Annotated in this window: 15 protein-coding genes; 10 read left to right on the plus strand and 5 right to left on the minus strand. The window is 73.9% G+C overall.

Features of this window, described 5'->3' with window-relative positions:
- Window positions 1-217 precede the first annotated feature (217 nt).
- The 4 genes from ACFVXG_RS33975 to ACFVXG_RS33990 all read left to right on the plus strand — a co-directional run bounded on the left by ACFVXG_RS33975 (window position 218) and on the right by ACFVXG_RS33990 (window position 5,285).
- Window positions 218-1,510: an MFS transporter gene (locus ACFVXG_RS33975; protein WP_387933164.1), complete on the plus strand. Its 1,293-nt coding sequence runs from the start codon at window positions 218-220 to the stop codon at window positions 1,508-1,510.
- Between the two features lie 158 nt (window positions 1,511-1,668).
- The gene (locus ACFVXG_RS33980; RefSeq protein WP_350502991.1) at window positions 1,669-2,418 is read left to right on the plus strand and encodes an ABC transporter ATP-binding protein; all 750 of its coding nucleotides are present in this window, start codon (window positions 1,669-1,671) and stop codon (window positions 2,416-2,418) included.
- A gap of 20 nt (window positions 2,419-2,438) precedes the next feature.
- The gene (locus ACFVXG_RS33985) at window positions 2,439-3,818 is read left to right on the plus strand and encodes an FtsX-like permease family protein (protein WP_387933166.1); all 1,380 of its coding nucleotides are present in this window, start codon (window positions 2,439-2,441) and stop codon (window positions 3,816-3,818) included.
- 225 nt (window positions 3,819-4,043) lie between these two features.
- On the plus strand, window positions 4,044-5,285 hold the full coding sequence (locus ACFVXG_RS33990) for a sensor histidine kinase (RefSeq protein ID WP_387933168.1): 1,242 nt from the start codon (window positions 4,044-4,046) through the stop codon (window positions 5,283-5,285).
- Window positions 5,286-5,422: 137 nt separating this feature from the next.
- Here ACFVXG_RS33990 and ACFVXG_RS33995 read toward each other — a convergent pair whose 3' ends face one another.
- Complete coding sequence (locus ACFVXG_RS33995; protein WP_387933170.1) at window positions 5,423-6,019, minus strand: hypothetical protein; 597 nt, start codon at window positions 6,017-6,019, stop codon at window positions 5,423-5,425.
- Between the two features lie 13 nt (window positions 6,020-6,032).
- On the minus strand, window positions 6,033-6,698 hold the full coding sequence (locus tag ACFVXG_RS34000) for a response regulator (protein WP_387933172.1): 666 nt from the start codon (window positions 6,696-6,698) through the stop codon (window positions 6,033-6,035).
- 107 nt (window positions 6,699-6,805) lie between these two features.
- Between ACFVXG_RS34000 and ACFVXG_RS34005 the strand changes: the two genes are divergently transcribed.
- Together ACFVXG_RS34005 and ACFVXG_RS34010 are read left to right on the plus strand one after the other, a co-directional pair.
- Window positions 6,806-7,324, plus strand: a complete 519-nt coding sequence (locus ACFVXG_RS34005) for a MarR family winged helix-turn-helix transcriptional regulator (RefSeq protein ID WP_387933174.1) — start codon at window positions 6,806-6,808, stop codon at window positions 7,322-7,324.
- Complete coding sequence (locus ACFVXG_RS34010; RefSeq protein ID WP_387933176.1) at window positions 7,321-8,787, plus strand: MFS transporter; 1,467 nt, start codon at window positions 7,321-7,323, stop codon at window positions 8,785-8,787. The genes ACFVXG_RS34005 and ACFVXG_RS34010 overlap by 4 nt, the downstream gene beginning before the upstream one ends.
- Window positions 8,788-8,794: 7 nt before the next feature.
- Here the strand turns inward: ACFVXG_RS34010 and ACFVXG_RS34015 are convergent, their stop codons facing one another.
- Window positions 8,795-9,334 (minus strand): DUF5959 family protein, encoded by a 540-nt coding sequence (locus tag ACFVXG_RS34015; RefSeq protein ID WP_387933177.1) that lies wholly within the window; start codon window positions 9,332-9,334, stop codon window positions 8,795-8,797.
- A gap of 241 nt (window positions 9,335-9,575) precedes the next feature.
- The gene (locus ACFVXG_RS34020) at window positions 9,576-10,571 is read right to left on the minus strand and encodes a ScbA/BarX family gamma-butyrolactone biosynthesis protein (protein ID WP_387933179.1); all 996 of its coding nucleotides are present in this window, start codon (window positions 10,569-10,571) and stop codon (window positions 9,576-9,578) included.
- Between the two features lie 463 nt (window positions 10,572-11,034).
- On the opposite strand from ACFVXG_RS34020, the gene ACFVXG_RS34025 reads away from it, so the two are divergent.
- Window positions 11,035-11,688, plus strand: a complete 654-nt coding sequence (locus ACFVXG_RS34025) for a ScbR family autoregulator-binding transcription factor (protein WP_387933181.1) — start codon at window positions 11,035-11,037, stop codon at window positions 11,686-11,688.
- A gap of 238 nt (window positions 11,689-11,926) precedes the next feature.
- Entirely contained in the window at window positions 11,927-12,901 is a 975-nt protein-coding gene (locus ACFVXG_RS34030) for a BTAD domain-containing putative transcriptional regulator (protein WP_387933183.1), read from the plus strand.
- A gap of 457 nt (window positions 12,902-13,358) precedes the next feature.
- Here ACFVXG_RS34030 and ACFVXG_RS34035 read toward each other — a convergent pair whose 3' ends face one another.
- Window positions 13,359-14,438: an Lrp/AsnC family transcriptional regulator gene (locus tag ACFVXG_RS34035; protein ID WP_387933184.1), complete on the minus strand. Its 1,080-nt coding sequence runs from the start codon at window positions 14,436-14,438 to the stop codon at window positions 13,359-13,361.
- 82 nt (window positions 14,439-14,520) lie between these two features.
- On the opposite strand from ACFVXG_RS34035, the gene ACFVXG_RS34040 reads away from it, so the two are divergent.
- Both ACFVXG_RS34040 and ACFVXG_RS34045 read left to right on the plus strand, forming a co-directional pair.
- Window positions 14,521-15,822 (plus strand): MFS transporter, encoded by a 1,302-nt coding sequence (locus ACFVXG_RS34040; RefSeq protein ID WP_387933186.1) that lies wholly within the window; start codon window positions 14,521-14,523, stop codon window positions 15,820-15,822.
- Window positions 15,819-17,120: an amidohydrolase gene (locus tag ACFVXG_RS34045; RefSeq protein ID WP_387933188.1), complete on the plus strand. Its 1,302-nt coding sequence runs from the start codon at window positions 15,819-15,821 to the stop codon at window positions 17,118-17,120. Before ACFVXG_RS34040 ends, ACFVXG_RS34045 begins: the two co-directional genes overlap by 4 nt.
- Window positions 17,121-17,441 lie beyond the last annotated feature (321 nt).

Below are 17,441 nucleotides of genomic sequence, written 5' to 3' on the forward strand. Positions count from 1 at the left end.
CGCCCGTACGGCCGTACCCGGACGACCGCCACGGTCCGGCGGCGCCGACTGCCGAGATGCCGTTGTTACCCTCCGAGACTCGGGAACGCGATCCACGGCCTGCGCACTGATGCCGACGACGGGCCCGCTTCAGCACCGGTCCGCCGGATCGCCGCGGGAACGTCTCGCGGGAAGCGCCGGCGCGCCGATCACCGACCGGAAGCGAAGGAGGGTGGAGATGGCGAGCGTCTGCTCCGATCCCGGCCTGGCGGCCCCCGCCGCCAGGCCGGTCAGCGTGTGGCGACAGCGGAACTTCCAGGTCCTGTGGTCGGCGCACACCGTCAGCGAGTTCGGGACCCAGGTCACCTTCTTCGTCATCCCGGTGCTGGCTCTGACCACCCTCTCCGCGTCGACCGGCCAGCTCGGCCTGGTCTCGGCGATGGAGACCCTGCCCTTCCTCCTGGTCGGCCTGCCGGCGGGCGCCCTGCTCGACCGGTGGGACCGCAGGCGGGTGATGGTCACGGCCGACATCGGCCGGGCCGTGGCCCTCGTCCTCCTGCCGGTCGGCCACCTCGCGGGGGTGCTGAGCGTGCCGCTGCTCTGCGCGGTCGGCTTCGCCATCGGGCTGTGCACGGTGTTCTTCGACATCGCGAACCAGGCGTTCCTGCCGAGCGTCGTCGCCCGGGAGCAGACCCCGGACGGAAACAGCCGCCTGGAGTTCGCCCGCTCGACGGCCGAACTGGCCGGCCCCAGCCTCGGCGGCCTCCTGCTGCAGGCGGTCGCCGCGCCGCTGATCCTCGTGGTCAACTCGGCGAGCTACCTGGTGTCCGGGCTGCTGCTCGGGCTCATCCGGACCCCCCGGCGGCCGGCGCCGCCGCCCGGGCCCGGAGTCAGGATGCGCACCAGGATCGCCGAGGGCCTGCGGTTCGTCTTCCGCCACCGGACCCTGCGCTCCCTGGCCCTGGCGACGGGCATCAGCAACCTGGTCGGCCTGGGCGGCGCGCTGGGCGCGGTCCTGACCGCGTACGCCCTGCGTGACCTCAGGCTCTCGCCGGGAGAGCTCGGGCTGGCCCTGACCGTCGGCAACTGCGGCGCGCTGCTGGGCGCCACGCTCAGCGGCCGCCTGATCAGGCTCGCCGGGCTCGGCCCGGTGCTGATCGCGGCCAAGTCGATGTCGGGAATCTCCGTGATCATCCTGGCGACGGCCGCCCCGGCACACGCCGTCCCCACCCTGATCGCCACCACCGGCATCATGGCCTGCGGCATCACCGTCTACAACATCGGCCAGGTGAGCCTGCGCCAGACCATCACCCCCACCGGCATGCAGGGCCGGATGAACGCCTCCGTCCGGTTCGCCGTCTGGGGCACCCGCCCGGTCGGGGCCCTGGCCGGCGGCTACCTCGGATCCGTCCTCGGCACCCGCCCCACCCTGTGGACGATCGCCGGGATCGGCCTCCTGTCCTGCCTGCCCCTGATCGCGACCGAGGACATCCGGACGCTGCGGGTCTTCCCGTCCCAGTCCTTCGACTGACCGGGCCGCACGGGGGCCGGATGGCCCTCGGCCCGCTCGAAGGCGCCCTGGGTCAGGTCGATGGGCGTAGCACCACCTGGGGGGTTCGGTTTTCCGAACCCCGGATTGGGGTGCCAGCACAATCGACCCGGCCGTCCCGGATGTCCAGGATTGGGGGCATGAACGGGATCACTACAGCCGCCGTCGGGGCGGCGCTCACCGGCGAGGGGCTGCACCGCGAGTACGGGCGGGGCGCGGCCGCGGTGCGGGCGTTGCGCGGGGTGTCCGTGGCCTTCGCGCCGGGCACCTTCACCGCGGTGATGGGGCCCTCGGGCTCGGGCAAGACCACGCTGCTGCACTGCCTGGCCGGGATGGACCGCCCCACCCGGGGCACCGTCCGTTGGGGCGGCACGGAGGTGTCCGGCCTGCCCGAACGGCGGCTGGCGGAGCTGCGGCGCACCCGGGTGGGGTTCGTCTTCCAGGCCTTCAACCTGATGCCCGCGATGACGGTCGCGCAGAACGTCGAACTGCCCGGGCGGCTGGCCGGGCACCCGCCGGAGCGGGCCCTGGTACGGGAGGCGCTGGCCCGCGTCGGGCTGGCCGGGCGGGAGCGGGACCGGCCGGGCCGGCTGTCGGGCGGCCAGCAGCAGCGGGTGGCGATCGCCCGCGCCCTGGCCGCCCGGCCGGAGGTGCTGTTCGCCGACGAGCCCACCGGCGCGCTGGACCGGGCGACCGGGCGCGACGTCCTCGACCTGCTGCGCGCGGGCGTGGACGAGGACGGCCGGACGTGCGTGATGGTCACCCACGATCCGGTGGCCGCCGGCTACGCGGACCGGGTGCTGCTGCTGGCGGACGGCCTGCTGGTCGACGAACTGGACCGGCCGACGGCGGCGCAGGTCGGCGAGCGGCTGAGCAGGTTGGGCGGGTGAGGGCGATGCGTGGTGGTTCCGTGCCGACCCTGGCGGTCGGTCAGATCCGGCGCCGACCGGCGGCCTTCGCCGGGCTCGCGGCGGCGCTGTTCCTGGCGGTGGGGGCGGTGACGCTGTTCGGCTCCCTGGTCGCCGCCCAGGCCACCGCTCCGGCCGCGGTGGCGCGGGCGGCGGTGGCCGGGCCGGGGCTGCTGGTGGTCGCGGGGGCGTTCGGTGAGATCGCCGTCCTGGTCGCGCTGTTCGTGGTGGTGAACGCGCTCGGCTTCACCCTGCGCCAGCAGCACCGCGACCTGGCCCTGCTGCGGACGGTCGCGGCGACGCCCCGCCAGATACGGCGGTTGGTGCGCCTCCAGGTCACGGCGACGGTGCTGGTGGCGGCCGTCCCCGGCGGTGCGGCGGGCCACCTCGCCGCGCGGGCCTTCCTCGCCGCGCTGCAGCGGCGCGGGATGGCCGCACCCGCCCTGCGGATACCCGGGACGCCGGTACCGGTGCTGATCGCGCTGGCGGTGGCGCTGCTGGTCGGCCTGGCGGCGACCGCGCTCACCGTCCGGCGGATCACCCGGCCGGCCCCGGCGGCCGCGCTGACCGACGGCGCGGCCGGGCAGCGCCGTACGGGCGTGCTGCGGCTGCTGGTCGGTGTGGCGGTGCTGGCGGGCGGCGGCCTGCTACTGGGGCTGGCCGCCGGGCGACCGGCCGGGGAACTGGACAAGGCTGGGCAGGCGGCGATGCTCGGTGCGCTGGTGCTGCTGGTCGCGGTGGCCCTGCTGGGGCCGGTGGCGGCCCGGCTGCCGGTGGCGGTGCTCGGCGCCCCGGTGCGGGCGCTGCTGCCCCGGGTCGGCTGGCTGGCGGACGCCAATCTGCGCGGCTACGCGGCCCGGCTCTCCTCGGCGGTGGTCCCGGTCGCGCTGCTGGTCGGGCTGGCGAGCACGATGCTGATCATGACCAGCACGGCGGAGCAGGCGGCCCGGGCGAGCGGGGCCACGACCAGCGTCACCAAGGCCACGGACGTCTGGCTGCGGCAGGCGGAGCTCGGCCTGCTGGTCGGCTTCGCGGCGGTGTCCACGGTCAACACGCTGGTCGCGCTGACCGCCGACCGGCGCCGTGAGTTCGCCCTGCTCCGGCTGGTCGGGGCGACGCGGCGGCAACTGCTGCGGATGCTCTCCGTGGAGGCCGTCCTGACCACGGCGGTGGGCGTGCTGCTCGGTGCGGCGGTGGCGGCCGCGGCCGCAGGGGCGTTCAGCCGGGCGGTCACCGGCTCGGTGGTGCCGGTGGTGCCGGGGGCGGCCTGCGGCTGGGTGGTGGCGGGTGCGGCGGTGCTGACGGTGCCGGGGATCGTGGGCACGGGGCTCTGGGCGATCGGCGGGCGTGCGGTGGAGGAGGTGGGCGGGGAGCGGGGGTGAGGGCGGTTGAGAAGGGAGGAGGTGGGTGGGCTGTGGTGACGGACGGTTCGGGCGTGCGGCGGATCCGGTGGTGACTGGGGGATGCTGGGGCGGCGGTTGATCGGTGAACGGTTCGGTTCTCGGTTTCGGTTTCTCGGTTTCTCGGTTTCGGTGATCGGTGATTGGTGGTCGGTGAGGCAAGTGGCGAGTCGGTGGCGGCGTGGACTGTCGGTACGGGGCGGTGAGGTGGCGTTCGCCGTCCTCGGGCTGCCGCTCGGAGTGCTGGGCGGGGTCTACGCTGTGGCGGTCCTCTACGCGGGGGCACTGCTCTCGCTCACCGTCCTGGGGCTGCCCTTCGTCGCGGCCGCCCTGATCGGGGCCCGGGGGATCGGCGGGCTGCACCGTCGACTGGTCGGGCGGCTGCTGGGCGAACAGGTCGCCGCGCCAAGGCCGTTGGCGCGCCCCTCGGGCGTGCTGGCCCGGGTGCGGGCGGTACTGACCGATCCGGTCGCCTGGCGGGCGCTGCTCTACCTGCTCCTCCGGCTGCCGCTCGGGGCGCTCGGCTTCCTGGCGGTGGTCGGGCTGCCGCTCAGCTCGCTGTGGCTGGCGGGTTTCCCGCTCTGGGTAAGGCTGTTGGAGCCGGGCCCGCGGGCGGTCGACTGGCTGGACGCCGCCGGCCCCCCGGTCGGCCTCGCGGTGCTGGCGGCCGTACCCGCCGCGCTGCGGGCCCTGAGCCGGGCCAACCGGGCGCTGGCCCGGGCGCTGCTCGGACCAGTGCGTTCCCAACAGCGGGTGCGCGAACTGGAGCAGGCCCGCGCCACGCTGCTCGCCGAGAACACGGACCGGCTACGGCAGCTGGAACGCGACCTGCACGACGGCACCCAGGCGCAGTTGGTCGCGCTCGCCATCACCCTCTCGTTGGCGGACGACGCCCTCGGCGATCCGGAGGCAGCCGGGGTCGGGGTGGGGACCAGCGCCGGTGCCGGTGCCCGTATCGGCCTCGGCGTCGACCTCGGGCGGCTGCGCACCCTGGTCGACCGGGCGCGCGGGCAGACCGACGACACCATCACCGGGCTGCGCCGCCTGACCCGGGGCATCCACCCGGTCGCGCTGGACGGCGGGTTGGCCGAGGCACTGCCCGGGCTGACCGCCACCTCGCCGGTGCCGGTGACGCTCCGGCTGGACCTCCGGGAGCGGCCGGCGGAGGTGATCGAGCGGGCGGTCTACTTCTGTGCGGCCGAACTGCTCACCAACGTGGCCAAGCACAGCGGGGCACGGACGGCCGAGCTGACGGCGAGCGCGGTCGACGGCCGGGTCCGGCTGACGGTCCGCGACGACGGGCGCGGCGGCGCCGGCATCGGCATCGGCGCGGGGACGGGGTTGGCCGGGCTGGCCGAGCGCCTCGCGGCGGTGGACGGGAGGCTGCGGGTGGACAGTCCGCCGGGCGGTCCTACGACGGTCACCGCCGAGCTGCCGAGCAGGCTGTGAGGAGGGGGCGCCCCGGCAGGCCGTCCGACGATCCGACCGTCCGAGTGCCCGACAGGTGGTGGGCGCCGATCGGGCCGGTGAGCGTGGCGTGGCAGGCCGACCGCCCATCGCCGACGGCGGTCTGAGTGGGGACAGGACTACCGCGCCCAGCGTCCCATGGCCGGCGCGGTGCCGATCAGGCACTCGATGTCGCTCGGGAAGCCGACGAGGGCATAGGCGGTCAGGCGCAGGTGGCCCTCAAGGCAGACCAGGTCGTCCTGCCTCTCGCCGACGAGGATGAGCGGAGGAAAGCGCTCGCCGCCGACCAGCGCCCGGGCGGCGTCGACGAACGGTTCATCGGACACGTCGAACGCCCGCAGCCCTGCCTTGATGCGTGCGGCCGCGTCGGTCGGCCGGCGGCTGCCGCCCGACAGATCGACCCAGTAGGAGCATTCGAGGTAGCGCACCTCGGCCGCCTCGTCGGCGGACAGCAGCGCCCTGGTCCAGGCGACCTGAGCGGGGAAGTTCTCGAACAGGTCGCGGTTCTCGCCGTACCCGCGCGTCGTGGCGAGCAGGGCGCGACGCGCGGCGTTCGCTCCGGCGTCGGAGAGGTCCGGGCGGGTCAGCAACTGCTCGGCCTGCCCGGCTGCCGCCAGCTGGGACCGGAGGTTCCGGCCGAACCTCCGGCTGGACAGCTCGCCGCGAAGGAAACAGGCGACCATTTCGTCCTCACTGCTCCTGCCCAGTACCTGCACGACCGTCAGCCCCTCAGGCCCCGGTCTCCGCGAGGTAGGCCAGGACGGCCTTGACCCGGCGGTTGTCGGCGTCCGTGGCGGGCAGGTCGAACTTGGTGAACACGGAGGCCACGTGCTTCTCCACCGCGCGTTCGGAGACCACCAGCCGTCCGGCGATCGAGCGGTTGGAGTGGCCCTGGGCCATCAGCTCCAGCACCTCGCGCTCGCGGGCGGTGAGCGAGTCCACCCGGCTGCGCCGTCCGCCCTGCATCAGCCCGTTGACGATCTCCGGGTCGAGCGCCGTGCCGCCTGCGGCGACCCGGTGCAGGGCGTCCACGAACTCGGAGGTGCGGGCCACCCGTTCCTTGAGCAGGTAGCCGATGCCGGCGGCGCCGTCGGCCAGCAGCCGGGCGGCCCAGGCCGTCTCCACGTGCTGGGAGAAGACCAGGATGCCGACCCCGGGCGCGGTGGCCCGGATCTCGACCGCGGCCCGGATCCCCTCGTCGGTGTGGGTGGGCGGCATCCGGATGTCCACCACGGCCACGTCGGGTCGGTGCTCGGTGACGGCGGCGACCAGTTCCGGGGCCGTACCGGCGGTGGCGACCACCGCGCACCCGCGGGCGGTCAGGAGCTCGACCATCCCCTCGCGGAGGATCACCGAGTCCTCGGCGAGGACGACGCGGAGCTGACTGTCGATCATGGCGCCATTATCCGGGTGGGCGGGATAGCGGCGGATACGGGTTGTCGGTACGGAGTAGATATACAGCAAGGCTGGACAGTTCGGACTGATGAAATTACCGTGGAGTGGTGACCGAGAAGCCGATCGCCCCAAGCAGCCCCGAAACCCCCGCCGCCACCCCCGCCGATGCCCCCGATTCCGCCGCGCTGGCCGCCCGGGAGCTCCGGGCCGTGTTCAGCCGGCTGCGCCGGACCCTCAAGGAGAAGGGGCAGGGGACCACCGGCCTCACCCCCTCCCAGACCGCGGTGCTCAACCGCCTGATCACCGACGGGCCGGCCTCGGCGGCCGCGCTGGCCGCCGCGGAGCGGGTCCGGCCGCAGTCGATGGCCGCCACGCTGGCCGCGCTGGAGGCGCACGGGCTGGTCGGTCGGAGCCCCGACCCCGAGGACGGGCGCCGTCAGGTGGTCGACCTGAGCGCGACCGGGCTGGAGTGGATCGCGGACAGCCGTCGAGCCCGCGAGGAGTGGCTGGCCCGGGCACTGCAGGAGGAGCTCACCGAGGCCGAACGCGCCACCGTGCTGGCGGCACTGCCCCTGCTGGATCGCTTGAACCGGATGGACCGGATGGACCGGATGGACCGGCGATGACCGGCCCGTCGACGCTGCTGGCGCGGCTACGCTCCCGGCGCCAGGGCACGGACGGCGCGAACCCGGCCGAGGAATCGGCAGGCCCGCCCGAAGCGGGCGGCCCCGGCAGCGGGTTCAACCGTCGGCTGCTCGCCCCGATGGTGCTGGGCTCGGTGCTCAACCCGGTCAACTCCTCGATGATCGCGGTGGCCCTGGTGCCCGTCGGCACGGCCTTCGGTGCGCCGCCCGCCGAGACGGCCTGGCTGGTGAGCGGGCTCTACCTCGCGACCGCCGTCGGCCAGCCGGTGATCGGGCGGCTGGTGGACACCTACGGCCCGCGCCGGCTCTACCTGGCCGGGACGGCGCTGGTCGGCCTGGCGGGACTGGTCGGTGCGCTCGCACCCACGCTCGGGCTGCTGATCGTCGCCCGGGTGCTGCTCGGAATCGGCACCTCTGCCGCGTACCCGGCCGCGATGCACCTGACCCGCAGTGAGGCCGAGCGGACCGGGCGGAGCAGCCCCACCGGGGTGCTGACGGCACTGGCCGTCGCCAACCAGACCATCGCCGTGATCGGGCCGACGCTCGGCGGCCTGCTGATCGGGCTGGGCGGCTGGCGGACGATCTTCGCGGTCAACGTGCCGCTGTCGCTGGCCTGTCTGGTGCTCGGGGCCGCCCGGCTGCCCGCCGCCGCGCCGCGCCGGGCGGCCGGGGAGCGGCTGGACCGGGCCGGGATCGCACTGTTCGCGGTCCTCCTGCTGGCGTCGATGCTGTTCGTGATGAGGCCCGGGACCGCGCGCTGGTACCTGCCGGTGCTCGCGCTACTGGCCGGTGTCGGCTTCGTGCTCCGGGAGACCAGGGTCCCCAGTCCGTTCATCGACCTGCGGGCACTGGCCGGCAACCGTCCGCTGGTCGCCACCTATCTGCGCCAGGTGCTCGGCTACACGGCCGTCTACGCCTTCCTCTACGGCTACACCCAGTGGTTGGAGGAGGGGCGGGGATTGAGCGCCGCGTCCGCCGGGCTGGTGCTGCTCCCGCTCTCGCTCACCGCCCTCACGGTCTCCGGGGTGACCGGTCGCCGCCCGGCGGTGCGCGGCAAGCTGGTGGTCGGTGCGGTCCTCCAAATGGCGGCCTGCGCAACCCTGTTGGCGGTGGGGCCGACCAGTTCGCCGGTGCTGCTGATCGCGGTCGGGGTGCTGGCGGGCAGTCCGCAGGGGCTGATCGGCCTCGGCAACCAGACCGCGCTCTACCACCAGGCCGACCCGGCCGCCATCGCCTCCGCGGCCGGGCTGTTGCGGACCTTCATGTACCTCGGGGCGATGGCCGCCTCGGCCGCGAACGCGGCCTTCTTCCCGCACGGCGCCACCACTGCGGGGCTGCACCACCTCGCGCTGTTCATGTTCGGCGGGGCGGCCCTGCTCTTCCTCGTCGTCCTCCCCGACCGCTCGCTCGGCCGGATCGGATCCACTGGCATGAAAGGGAATTGACGAGTGATCAGCCCGGCAGGTCGTCGGCGGTGGGCTGTCCGCGCCAGGCGTGCACGCCGGGGGTGAGCTCGACCACCTCGGCCGGGAAGTCGGCCCGGACGCGTGCGAGCAGGTCGCGCTGCTCGTCCAGCCACCCGGCCGCGGGGGAGAGTACGACCCGGAGGGTGACCCCGGACTCCTCGGCGTCGGAGACGGTCGCCCAGACCCCGCCCGGCCGTCCGGGCTCGATCCGTAGCTCCGGGCCGTGCTCCTCGTCCAGCCAGCGCACCGCGCAGCCGAGTGAGAGTCGGTCCAACGCCTGTTCCCATTGCCGGAGTTGGCGCTCGGTGACCAGGGTGACGAACTGCCCGCGCACCGAGTCGGCGGTGACGGTGATCTCGCAGTCGAGCCAGTCGTGCCCGAGCAGTGAGCCCGGCGCGTGCCGCCCGAGCACCCGTACCCGTACGCTGCGGCCGCCGTTGCGCCCGTCGCAGCCGGGGGCGTCGTCGGTGCCCGGACGGTCGGTCAGTCTGATCAACTCATGCTGGTGCGAAGCGACTTCACTCACTTCTTACTCCCGGTAACAGCGGATTCAAGGGCTGTCATCCTCGCGCAGGTGTTCGCCCGGTGTCAGCCCCAGGGAGGTAACGGGTTATGGGGAGGTAAAGTCGACGGCCCGTCCGACCGGGTGGTCGGACGGGCCGTGCGGGGCGGGTGGGCCGTGCCGGGCGCGTGGGGTGCGGGCCGGCGGGGTCAACGGCCGGGAGCGGGGTCTACGGGGCGGGGGTTGATCGGTACGGGTGCCGGGGTCAGCGCTGGTCGGGGTGGCCGGTGAGGACCGTGGTGAAGATCGGCTCGCCGTGCTGGTGCCCGGTCACGGTGGTGGTCAGCGCGTCCGGGTCCTCGCCGGGGGTGTGCCGGGCGGTGATGGTGGTGGGTGCGTCGTGCTCGGCGTAGCGGTGGAAGGTGGTGGCCGCGGCGGTCGGGGTGACGGTGACCGGGGCGGCGAGGGCGTTGCCGGCCTGGCGGGCGGCCTCCAGCAGCACCATGCCGGGGATGTGGTCGCCTGCGTGGTCGAAGAGGATCGGGTGCCGGAGGTCGGGTGTGAGGTGCCAGCTGCCGGGGGCGTCGGTCGCGGTCAGGACGACGTCGCAGGGGCGGAGCCGGCCGACCCGGGCCGGCGGCAGCGCTTCGCCGGCCGTGGCTATGTCCGGTGCCGGGGCGCCCGCGGGGCGGGCGCCGCGCAGGCGGCGGTAGGTCGAGTCCGGAACGGTGGTGAAGCGGGCTTCGCCGGTCGCGGCCAGGTGGGGGCCGCGGCGGACGGTCGCGCTGAAGGTGAAGTCGATCGTGCTGCGGGTGCGCCGTGGCTGGGGGAGGAGTCTGGCCTCGATGGTGAGGTCCGTGGGTGTCGCCCCGATGAACAGCTGCCGGGCGCGGGTGGCGTAGTCGAGGTTCCACATCATGAACTTGTGGTCGAGCGGGATGCCGAACCGGGTGTGGGCGAGGTAGAGCCCGGCTTGGCGGATCGTCTCGGCGGCGATCATCGGGTCGTGCCGGGTCCCGTCCGGGGTGCTGAAGAAGGTGTGCGCCCGCGGCCACTGGGCGGTGACGGTGAACGCGGTGTCGCCGAGCGGCTCGCTGCCGGTGATGAAGACCTCGGCGTGACAGGCCCGGTGGACGTATTCCTTGGCAACGGTGCTGGTCAACCGGGGTGCCGGGGCGACCGGGCGGATCGGCTCGGGGGGTGTGCCGAAGGCCGTGGTGACCGGGGTGAGGGCAGGGGTGCGGTAGGCAAGCAGAGTCATGGGGAGCGCTCCAAAGGGCCGGTGCGGGCGGGGTGGGCTGCTCAGGGCTCGTAAGATACGTACCTACCGGTTTGGTTTTCAAGGAGCCAGGACGAAGGTTCGTCGGCGGCCGAGCGCAGCCGTGTCAACGTCCGGGGCGTCCGACCGTGCCCGACCGATTGACCTCCTCAGCCAGTGCATGGCCTTTCACCTGCGGTGACTTCGACAGCCCGGGTTGACGCGTCCATTATCACAAGCAGGGGGCCGATGGGTGGCACCGGGGCAAGTGGCAGGGGTTGCTCCGCATCCGACGGGTCCGGTGCGGGCTGCGGTAACCGGACGGCCCCGTACCGTCCACGCGGTTTTTCCGCGCTCGAAGGTGGCTCCATGAGGCCTGGGAGGCCGGGGTCGTTCGACCGCGGGGCGGGTAAGATACAGGGTGTTTGGTTTTGTTTGCCGAGCGTTTCGGGTGGGGTGGTTGCACATGGCACGGCAGGAGCGGGCGGTCCGGACGCGGCGGCTGATCCTGGAGGCGGCGGCCTCGGTCTTCGACGAGTACGGGTACGAGGGTGCGACGATCGGTGAGGTGGTCGCGCGCGCGGGGGTGACCCGCGGCGCGGTGTACTTCCACTTCGCGTCCAAGCGGGAGCTGGCCCAGGGCGTCGTGGAAGAGCAGTTCGGCCGGGACGAGCTGCCCGAACGGCACTGCAAGCTCCAGGAGTTCGTGGACATGGGGATGGTGGTCGCCCATCAGATGCCGCGCGACCCGCTGCTGAGCGCGGGCGCGCGGCTCTCCCTGGGGCAGGACGTGTTCGGCGACCTCAGCGGCGGCGCGGCCCCCGGCTGGATCCAGCGGGCGGAGGCCGTGCTGACGGCGGCCGGCGGGCGCGGCGAGCTGCTGCCGCACGTGGTGCCGGCCGAGACCGCCTGGCTGGTGACGGGCGCCTGGACCGGGGTGCAGATCCAGTCCCAGAAGCTGTCCGGCCGGGCGGACCTGGAGCGCCGGGTCGCCGTGCTCTACCAGCATCTGATGCCGAGCATCGCCGTCCCTGGCGTTCTGGCCGCTCTGGACCTGGGTGCGGACCGGGGTGGCCGGGTGGTCGCCGAGCTGGCGGAGCGTCGGGTGGCCTCGGTCTGAGGGGGCCCAACTCCCTTCTCCGCCAGTCCAGTCCGGTGCGTCGGCCCGTGGCCGATTGCTCCGTTCAAAAACAAACAGCGCGTTCGGTTTTGTATTGACAAACCGTCTGTCCTGTTTTTGGATGGGTGTCGGGTGCCCGGCGGGTCCCACCGCGGTCCTGCCGACCGCGAGCAGCGGAGCACCCGCCAGGCCGGCGGCCGTCGGGGTCGCCGATCCCGTCTGGATTGGGGTGGACGTCATGGAGATCCGGGTACTGGGGGCCTTGGGGGTCCAGATCTGCGGGGTGTCGGTGGTGCCGACCGCCCCGAAACCGCGGCAGGTGCTGGCCCTGCTGGCCTTACGCGCGGACCAGGTGGTCCCGGCGGGCGTTCTCGCCGAGGAGCTGTGGTCCGGCCGCCCGCCGCGCAGCGCGCGCACCACCGTGCAGACGTACGTGCTGCAGCTGCGCGACCTGATCGACCGGGCGCTGGCCCGGAGGGCGGAGGGGCAGGCCGGGGGAGAAGCCGAAGACGGTGCGGCCGGTGCCGGTGTCGGTCCCGGCGAAGCCCGGAGGCCCGTACCCGGGAAGGACTGCCCCGGCGCGAAGGACGTCCTGGTCACCTCGGCCGGCGGCTACCAGTTGAACATCGGCGACGGCCTGGTCGACCTGCGGGACTTCGAGCGGCTCGCGGGCCTGGGCTACCGGGCCATGGACGGCGGTGACTTCCCGCTCGCCGCCCGCCAGTTGGGCGAAGCGCTCGCCCTGTGGCGCGGACCGGCGCTCGCCGACGTCCCGCTCGGCGGTCAACTCGCGGTGGAGGCCAAGCGGTTGGAGGAGACTCGGCTGTGCGCGCTGGACCAGCGGATCGAGGCGGACCTGCGGCTGGGCCGGCACCGGGTGCTGCTCGCGGAACTGACGGTGCTGGTCGACCGCTACCGTACCCATGAGAGCCTGCACGGCCAGTACATGGTCGCCCTGCACCGCTCCGGACGCCGGGGTGAGGCACTGGAGGCCTACCAGCGCCTGCGCAACACCCTGGTGCGGGAGTTGGGCATGGAGCCGTCCGCCGGACTGCGCCGCCTCCAGCGCTCCATCCTGCTGGCCGGCCCCGAGCGCCCCGAGCCGGACCTGCCGGGCACGGCCGCCGTTCCCGCCCCCGCCGTTCCCGCCCCCGCCGTTCCCGCCCCCGCCGTTCCCGCCCCCGCCGGTCCTCGACTGAGCCGGGTCGGCTGACGGCCGGCCCGGGCGGAACCGGACCCGTGCGGCTTCGGTGGGGCCCGGGCCGGTGCCCGCCGGGAGATCGGTGGAGCGGATCGGGGGCTTTCCACGTGTCGCCGCGATCGGCCTGTCGTGATCGAGGGACTCGGGGCCGGGTCAAGTTGACCGTTCCTGCTTCGAGGCCGGCGAAGTCGGCTTGGGGAAAGCCCGAGTGTCGGCGTTCATGGTCAGCGCGTCAATACGGCTGGTTCCCCCATCCGTGACGGCCGATCCGTGGGCATCGGCGTGCACGGCCCCGCGGCCAGGCGGACGTGTTCTCGCTGTCCGACATGTGGCAGCTCCATCCCTTGCGTGATGGCAGTGCTTCCCGCAACACGCCTTCGACAGTACGGTCGCGCGCATCGCCCGACGTCCGACCACCGGAGGGTTCCGCATGTTCGCATGCCATTCAGAGGATGCCGGTCGGCGGTGGTCACGCCAGGCCCGTGGAGGCCTCCCCCGTGGTGGCGGGCGGGGTGATCATCGGAATGTGGCGCACCGCGCGGCCGTGCCGGTCGAGCCGGCGGCCCATCCGCTTGACGGTGTGCAGGGTGACGGTGCGCCCGCGGAGCTGCGCTTCGGGGGCCCGCTCGGCCAGCATCGCCTCGACTCCGGCGATGTCGTCGATCGTGCGCAGCCACAGTGAGAACAGCAGGTTGTGCGAGCCGGTGACCGATGCGCACAGCCGGGTCTGCGGCTGGCGGGCCAGCATCGAGCCGACCTGGTCGAGTGCTGCGTGGGGAACGGCCGCACGGTAGCTGACGATCACCGGCCAACCGGCCAGCCGTTGGGCGAGGTCGCAGCGCAGCAGCAGTCCACGCTGGCGCAGTCGCTGGTTGAGGTGGCGGCGGACGGTGGACTCTCCGATGCCGGTGCGGGCGGCGAGTTCGGTGTAACCGGCGCGGCCGTCCTCGCCGAGGGCCATCAGCAGCGCGAGATCGGTCGGGCTGTAGGACGGCATTCCGACCGGTCGTGCGCCGGGGGCCGCCTGGGCCGGGCCCGCCAGCCCGGCGCGCAGATCCGGTGCCAGGGCCCGGATCTGCCAGGCGCTGCCTTCCAGATAGGTGCGCAGGGCGAGGCGGGTGCGGGTGGCGCGGACCTCCGGACGGGCGCCGATTTCCTGGACCAGTTGCCCGAGCCCCGGCAGGTCGTGGGCGCAGACGGACAGCAGCAGGTCGAAGTCGCCCGCCACGTGGTCGATGCTGAACACCCAGGGCAGTTCGGCGAGCGTTTCGGCGAGCTGTTGCGCCGTCCCGGCCCGGCACTCGACCTCGACGTAGGCGACCGGTGCGGTGCCGGGGGCGGCGTAGGCGGTGACCCAGGCCAGGCCGAGGGCGGTCAGCCGTTCCCAGCGCCGGGCGGCGGTGGTGGCGTCCACGCCGAGGGCGGGGCCGATCCGGGTCCAAGGGGAACGCGGGTCCGCCTGGAGTGCGTCGATCAGGGCGAGGTCGAGCTCGGAGAAGGCGTTGCCGGATTCCGGCGCAGCGCCGGTCCCGGTGCCGGTTTCCTGCATTTCGGGCTCCTCTCCGTCGACGGGCCGGATTCTGGGTCCACCCTCGGCGCGCCGCGACGGCCCACTCTAGAGAGGAACGCCCGTGGCCACATCCCCCACTGCCGCCACGCAGGCCCCACTACGCCCGGAGAGACGGGAGAGACTCGACCGGACCGCCCGGATCACGGTGGCGCTGCTGTTCAGCGCCTGGCTGGTCGACTACGTGGACCGGCTGGTGATCAACCTGGCCCTGCCCTCGATCGGCCGGGAGTTCGGCCTGGATCGCACCGAGCAGGGCTTGGCGGTGTCGGTGTTCTTCCTGGCGTACGCGCTGGGCCAGATCCCGGGTGGGCTGCTGGCCGACCGGTTCGGCGCCAAGCGGACGGCGGGATGGGCGCTGCTCGTCTGGTCGGTGTTCACGGCGCTGACCGGGCTGGCGGGCTCGTTCGCGGTGCTGCTGCTGGTGAGGTTCCTGTTCGGCGCGGCCGAGGGGATCTTCCCCGCGGCGGCGATGAAGGCGGTCAGCGAGCGCACCACGCCCGGTCAGCGGATGGGTGCGAACGGCCTGGTGTCCAGCTCGAACGCCCTGGCGGCGGTGGTCGCCCCGGTGCTGGGCGCACCGCTGATCGTCGCGTTCGGCTGGCGGTCGACGTTCTTCTCCATCGCCGTGGTCGGTGTGCTGGTGTACGCGGCGCTGCGGCTGTGGCTGCCCGGCCCCACCCAGGGCGCGCCGCGCACCCGGCCCGGCCCGGGCGGTGTGCGGCTCCTGCTCGGTTCCGGGGTGATGTGGCGGTTCGCCGCGATGTTCTTCGGCTACGACCTGGTCGTCTGGGGCCTGAACACCTGGGTGCCCACGTACCTCAACGACGAGCGCGGCCTGTCGCTGGCCGCGGCGGGCGCGGCGGCGCTGGCGCCCGCGGTGGTGTCGGCGCTGGCCGCCGTCGCGGGCGGAAGGCTCGCGGACCGCCTCGGCGGGCGGCACGGCCTGGTGGTGGCACCCGCGATGGCGGTGACCTCGGTCGGTGTACTGCTGATGACCTCGGCGCACTCGACAGCGGCGTTCGTCGGCTGGCTGACGCTGGCCGCGGCGGGTGCGGGGCTGAGCTTCATGCCGGTCTTCGCGGTGCCGATGCGCAGCTTGCCGGCCGAACTGGCCGGGGCCGGCTCCGGGATGATCATCTTCGGCGGCCAGCTCGCCGGTGTGGTGGCCCCGGTGGTGATGGGCACGCTCGCCGACGCCGTCTCCTTCCACGCCGCCTTCGCCTTCCTGGTGCTCGGCGCGACCCTGGCCGCCGTCCTCTCGCTGACCACCCCGCAGCACACCGAGGCCTTTCTCGCCGCCCTCCACCACCGACGGCCCGCCTTCGCGGCTGCCACCCACCCCAACGACAAGGAACTGTCATGACGAACACCACCACCCGGCTCCCGCTCACCGACGGCCTGGAGGCCCGCCTGCCCGAGCTGGAGGCGCTGTACCGGGACCTGCACCGCCACCCGGAGCTGGCCTTCCAGGAACGGCGCACGGCCGCCGTGATCGCCGCGGAACTGCGGGCGCAGGGCTGGGACACCACCGAACACGTCGGTGGCACCGGCGTGGTGGGCGTGCTCCGCTCGGGCGACGGGCCGGTGGTGCTGCTGCGCGCCGACATGGACGGTCTGCCGGTCCGCGAGGCGACCGGACTGCCGTACGCCTCGACCGACACCGCCGTCGACCCGGACGGTGAGGAGGTGCCAGTGATGCACGCCTGCGGGCACGACATGCACGTGACCTGCCTGCTCGGCGCGACCGGCCAACTGGCCGCGCACCGGGACGCCTGGCGGGGCACGGTGGTGGCGTTGTTCCAGCCGGCGGAGGAGAACGGCGAGGGCGCGGCGGCGATGGCCGCCGACGGCTTCCTCGACCGGTTCCCGCGCCCCGAAGTGTGCCTGGGCCAGCACGTCGGGCCGCTGCCGGTGGGCGTGGCGGTGACCCGGCCGGGCCCGGTGATGTCGGCGTCGGACAGCTTCCGGGTGCGACTGTTCGGCCGGGGCGGCCACGGCTCCTCGCCCGAGCACACGGTGGACCCGGTGGTGCTGGCCGCCGCGGTCGTCATGCGGCTGCAGACGGTGGTGTCCCGCGAGATCGGCGCCAACCAGTCGGCGGTGGTGACGGTCGGTTCGATCCACGCCGGAACCAGGCAGAACGTCATCCCGGACGAGGCGGAGCTGAAGGTCAACATCCGGACCACCGACGCCCGGGTCCGTGGGCGGGTGCTGTCCGCCGTCGAGCGGATCATCCGGGCCGAGGCAGCCGCCTCCGGCGCGCCGAAGGACCCGGAGATCACCCCGCTCACCGCGCTGCCGCTGACCGTCAACGACGCGCAGGCCACCGAGCGGGCGGTCGCCGGCCTCCGCTCTGCGCTCGGCGACGCGGCGGTGCTGCCCCTGCCGTGGCCGCTCGCGGGCAGCGAGGACTTCGGCAACTTCGGCACCGCGTTCGGGGTTCCGTCGGTGTTCTGGCACTTCGGCGGTGCGGACCCGGAGCTGTTCGGCGAGGACGGGATCGCGGCGCTGATGTCCGGCGAGCTGCCGGCCGGCCTGCCGACCAACCACTCGCCGTACTACGCGCCGGTGCCGGGGCCCACGATCGACCGCGGTGTACGGGCCATGCTGGGCGCGGCCGCCCAGTGGGTCGGCACCGACCGGCTGCCGCCGGCCCGGTAGCAGCACCACCGTCCGGCCGGCTTCCGCCGGTTCGGGCGGCGCGCGGTTTCGAAGCGGGAGCCGGGCGGCTGCCCACCCTTCCCAGGTGGCCGTCAAATGGCCGATCGGGAGGCGCTGTTGCCGCGCCGTACCGTCCGCTCGACGCCTGCGCTCGTGCGTTCGGCCGCCGGATAGACTTCGAGATCTCCCGTCCCATCCCACAGCCCGGGGCCACCGAGACGATCGACGGGTCCGCCCGCCCGTGGGGTGACCACATCACCGGTTCGGCGGGATTCCGTGCGGTCCGCGCCGCATGCGGGCGATGTCGTGGACCGTGCGCCG

This window comes from Kitasatospora sp. NPDC058162 (assembly GCF_042884005.1).
Taxonomy (GTDB): Bacteria; Actinomycetota; Actinomycetes; order Streptomycetales; family Streptomycetaceae; genus Kitasatospora.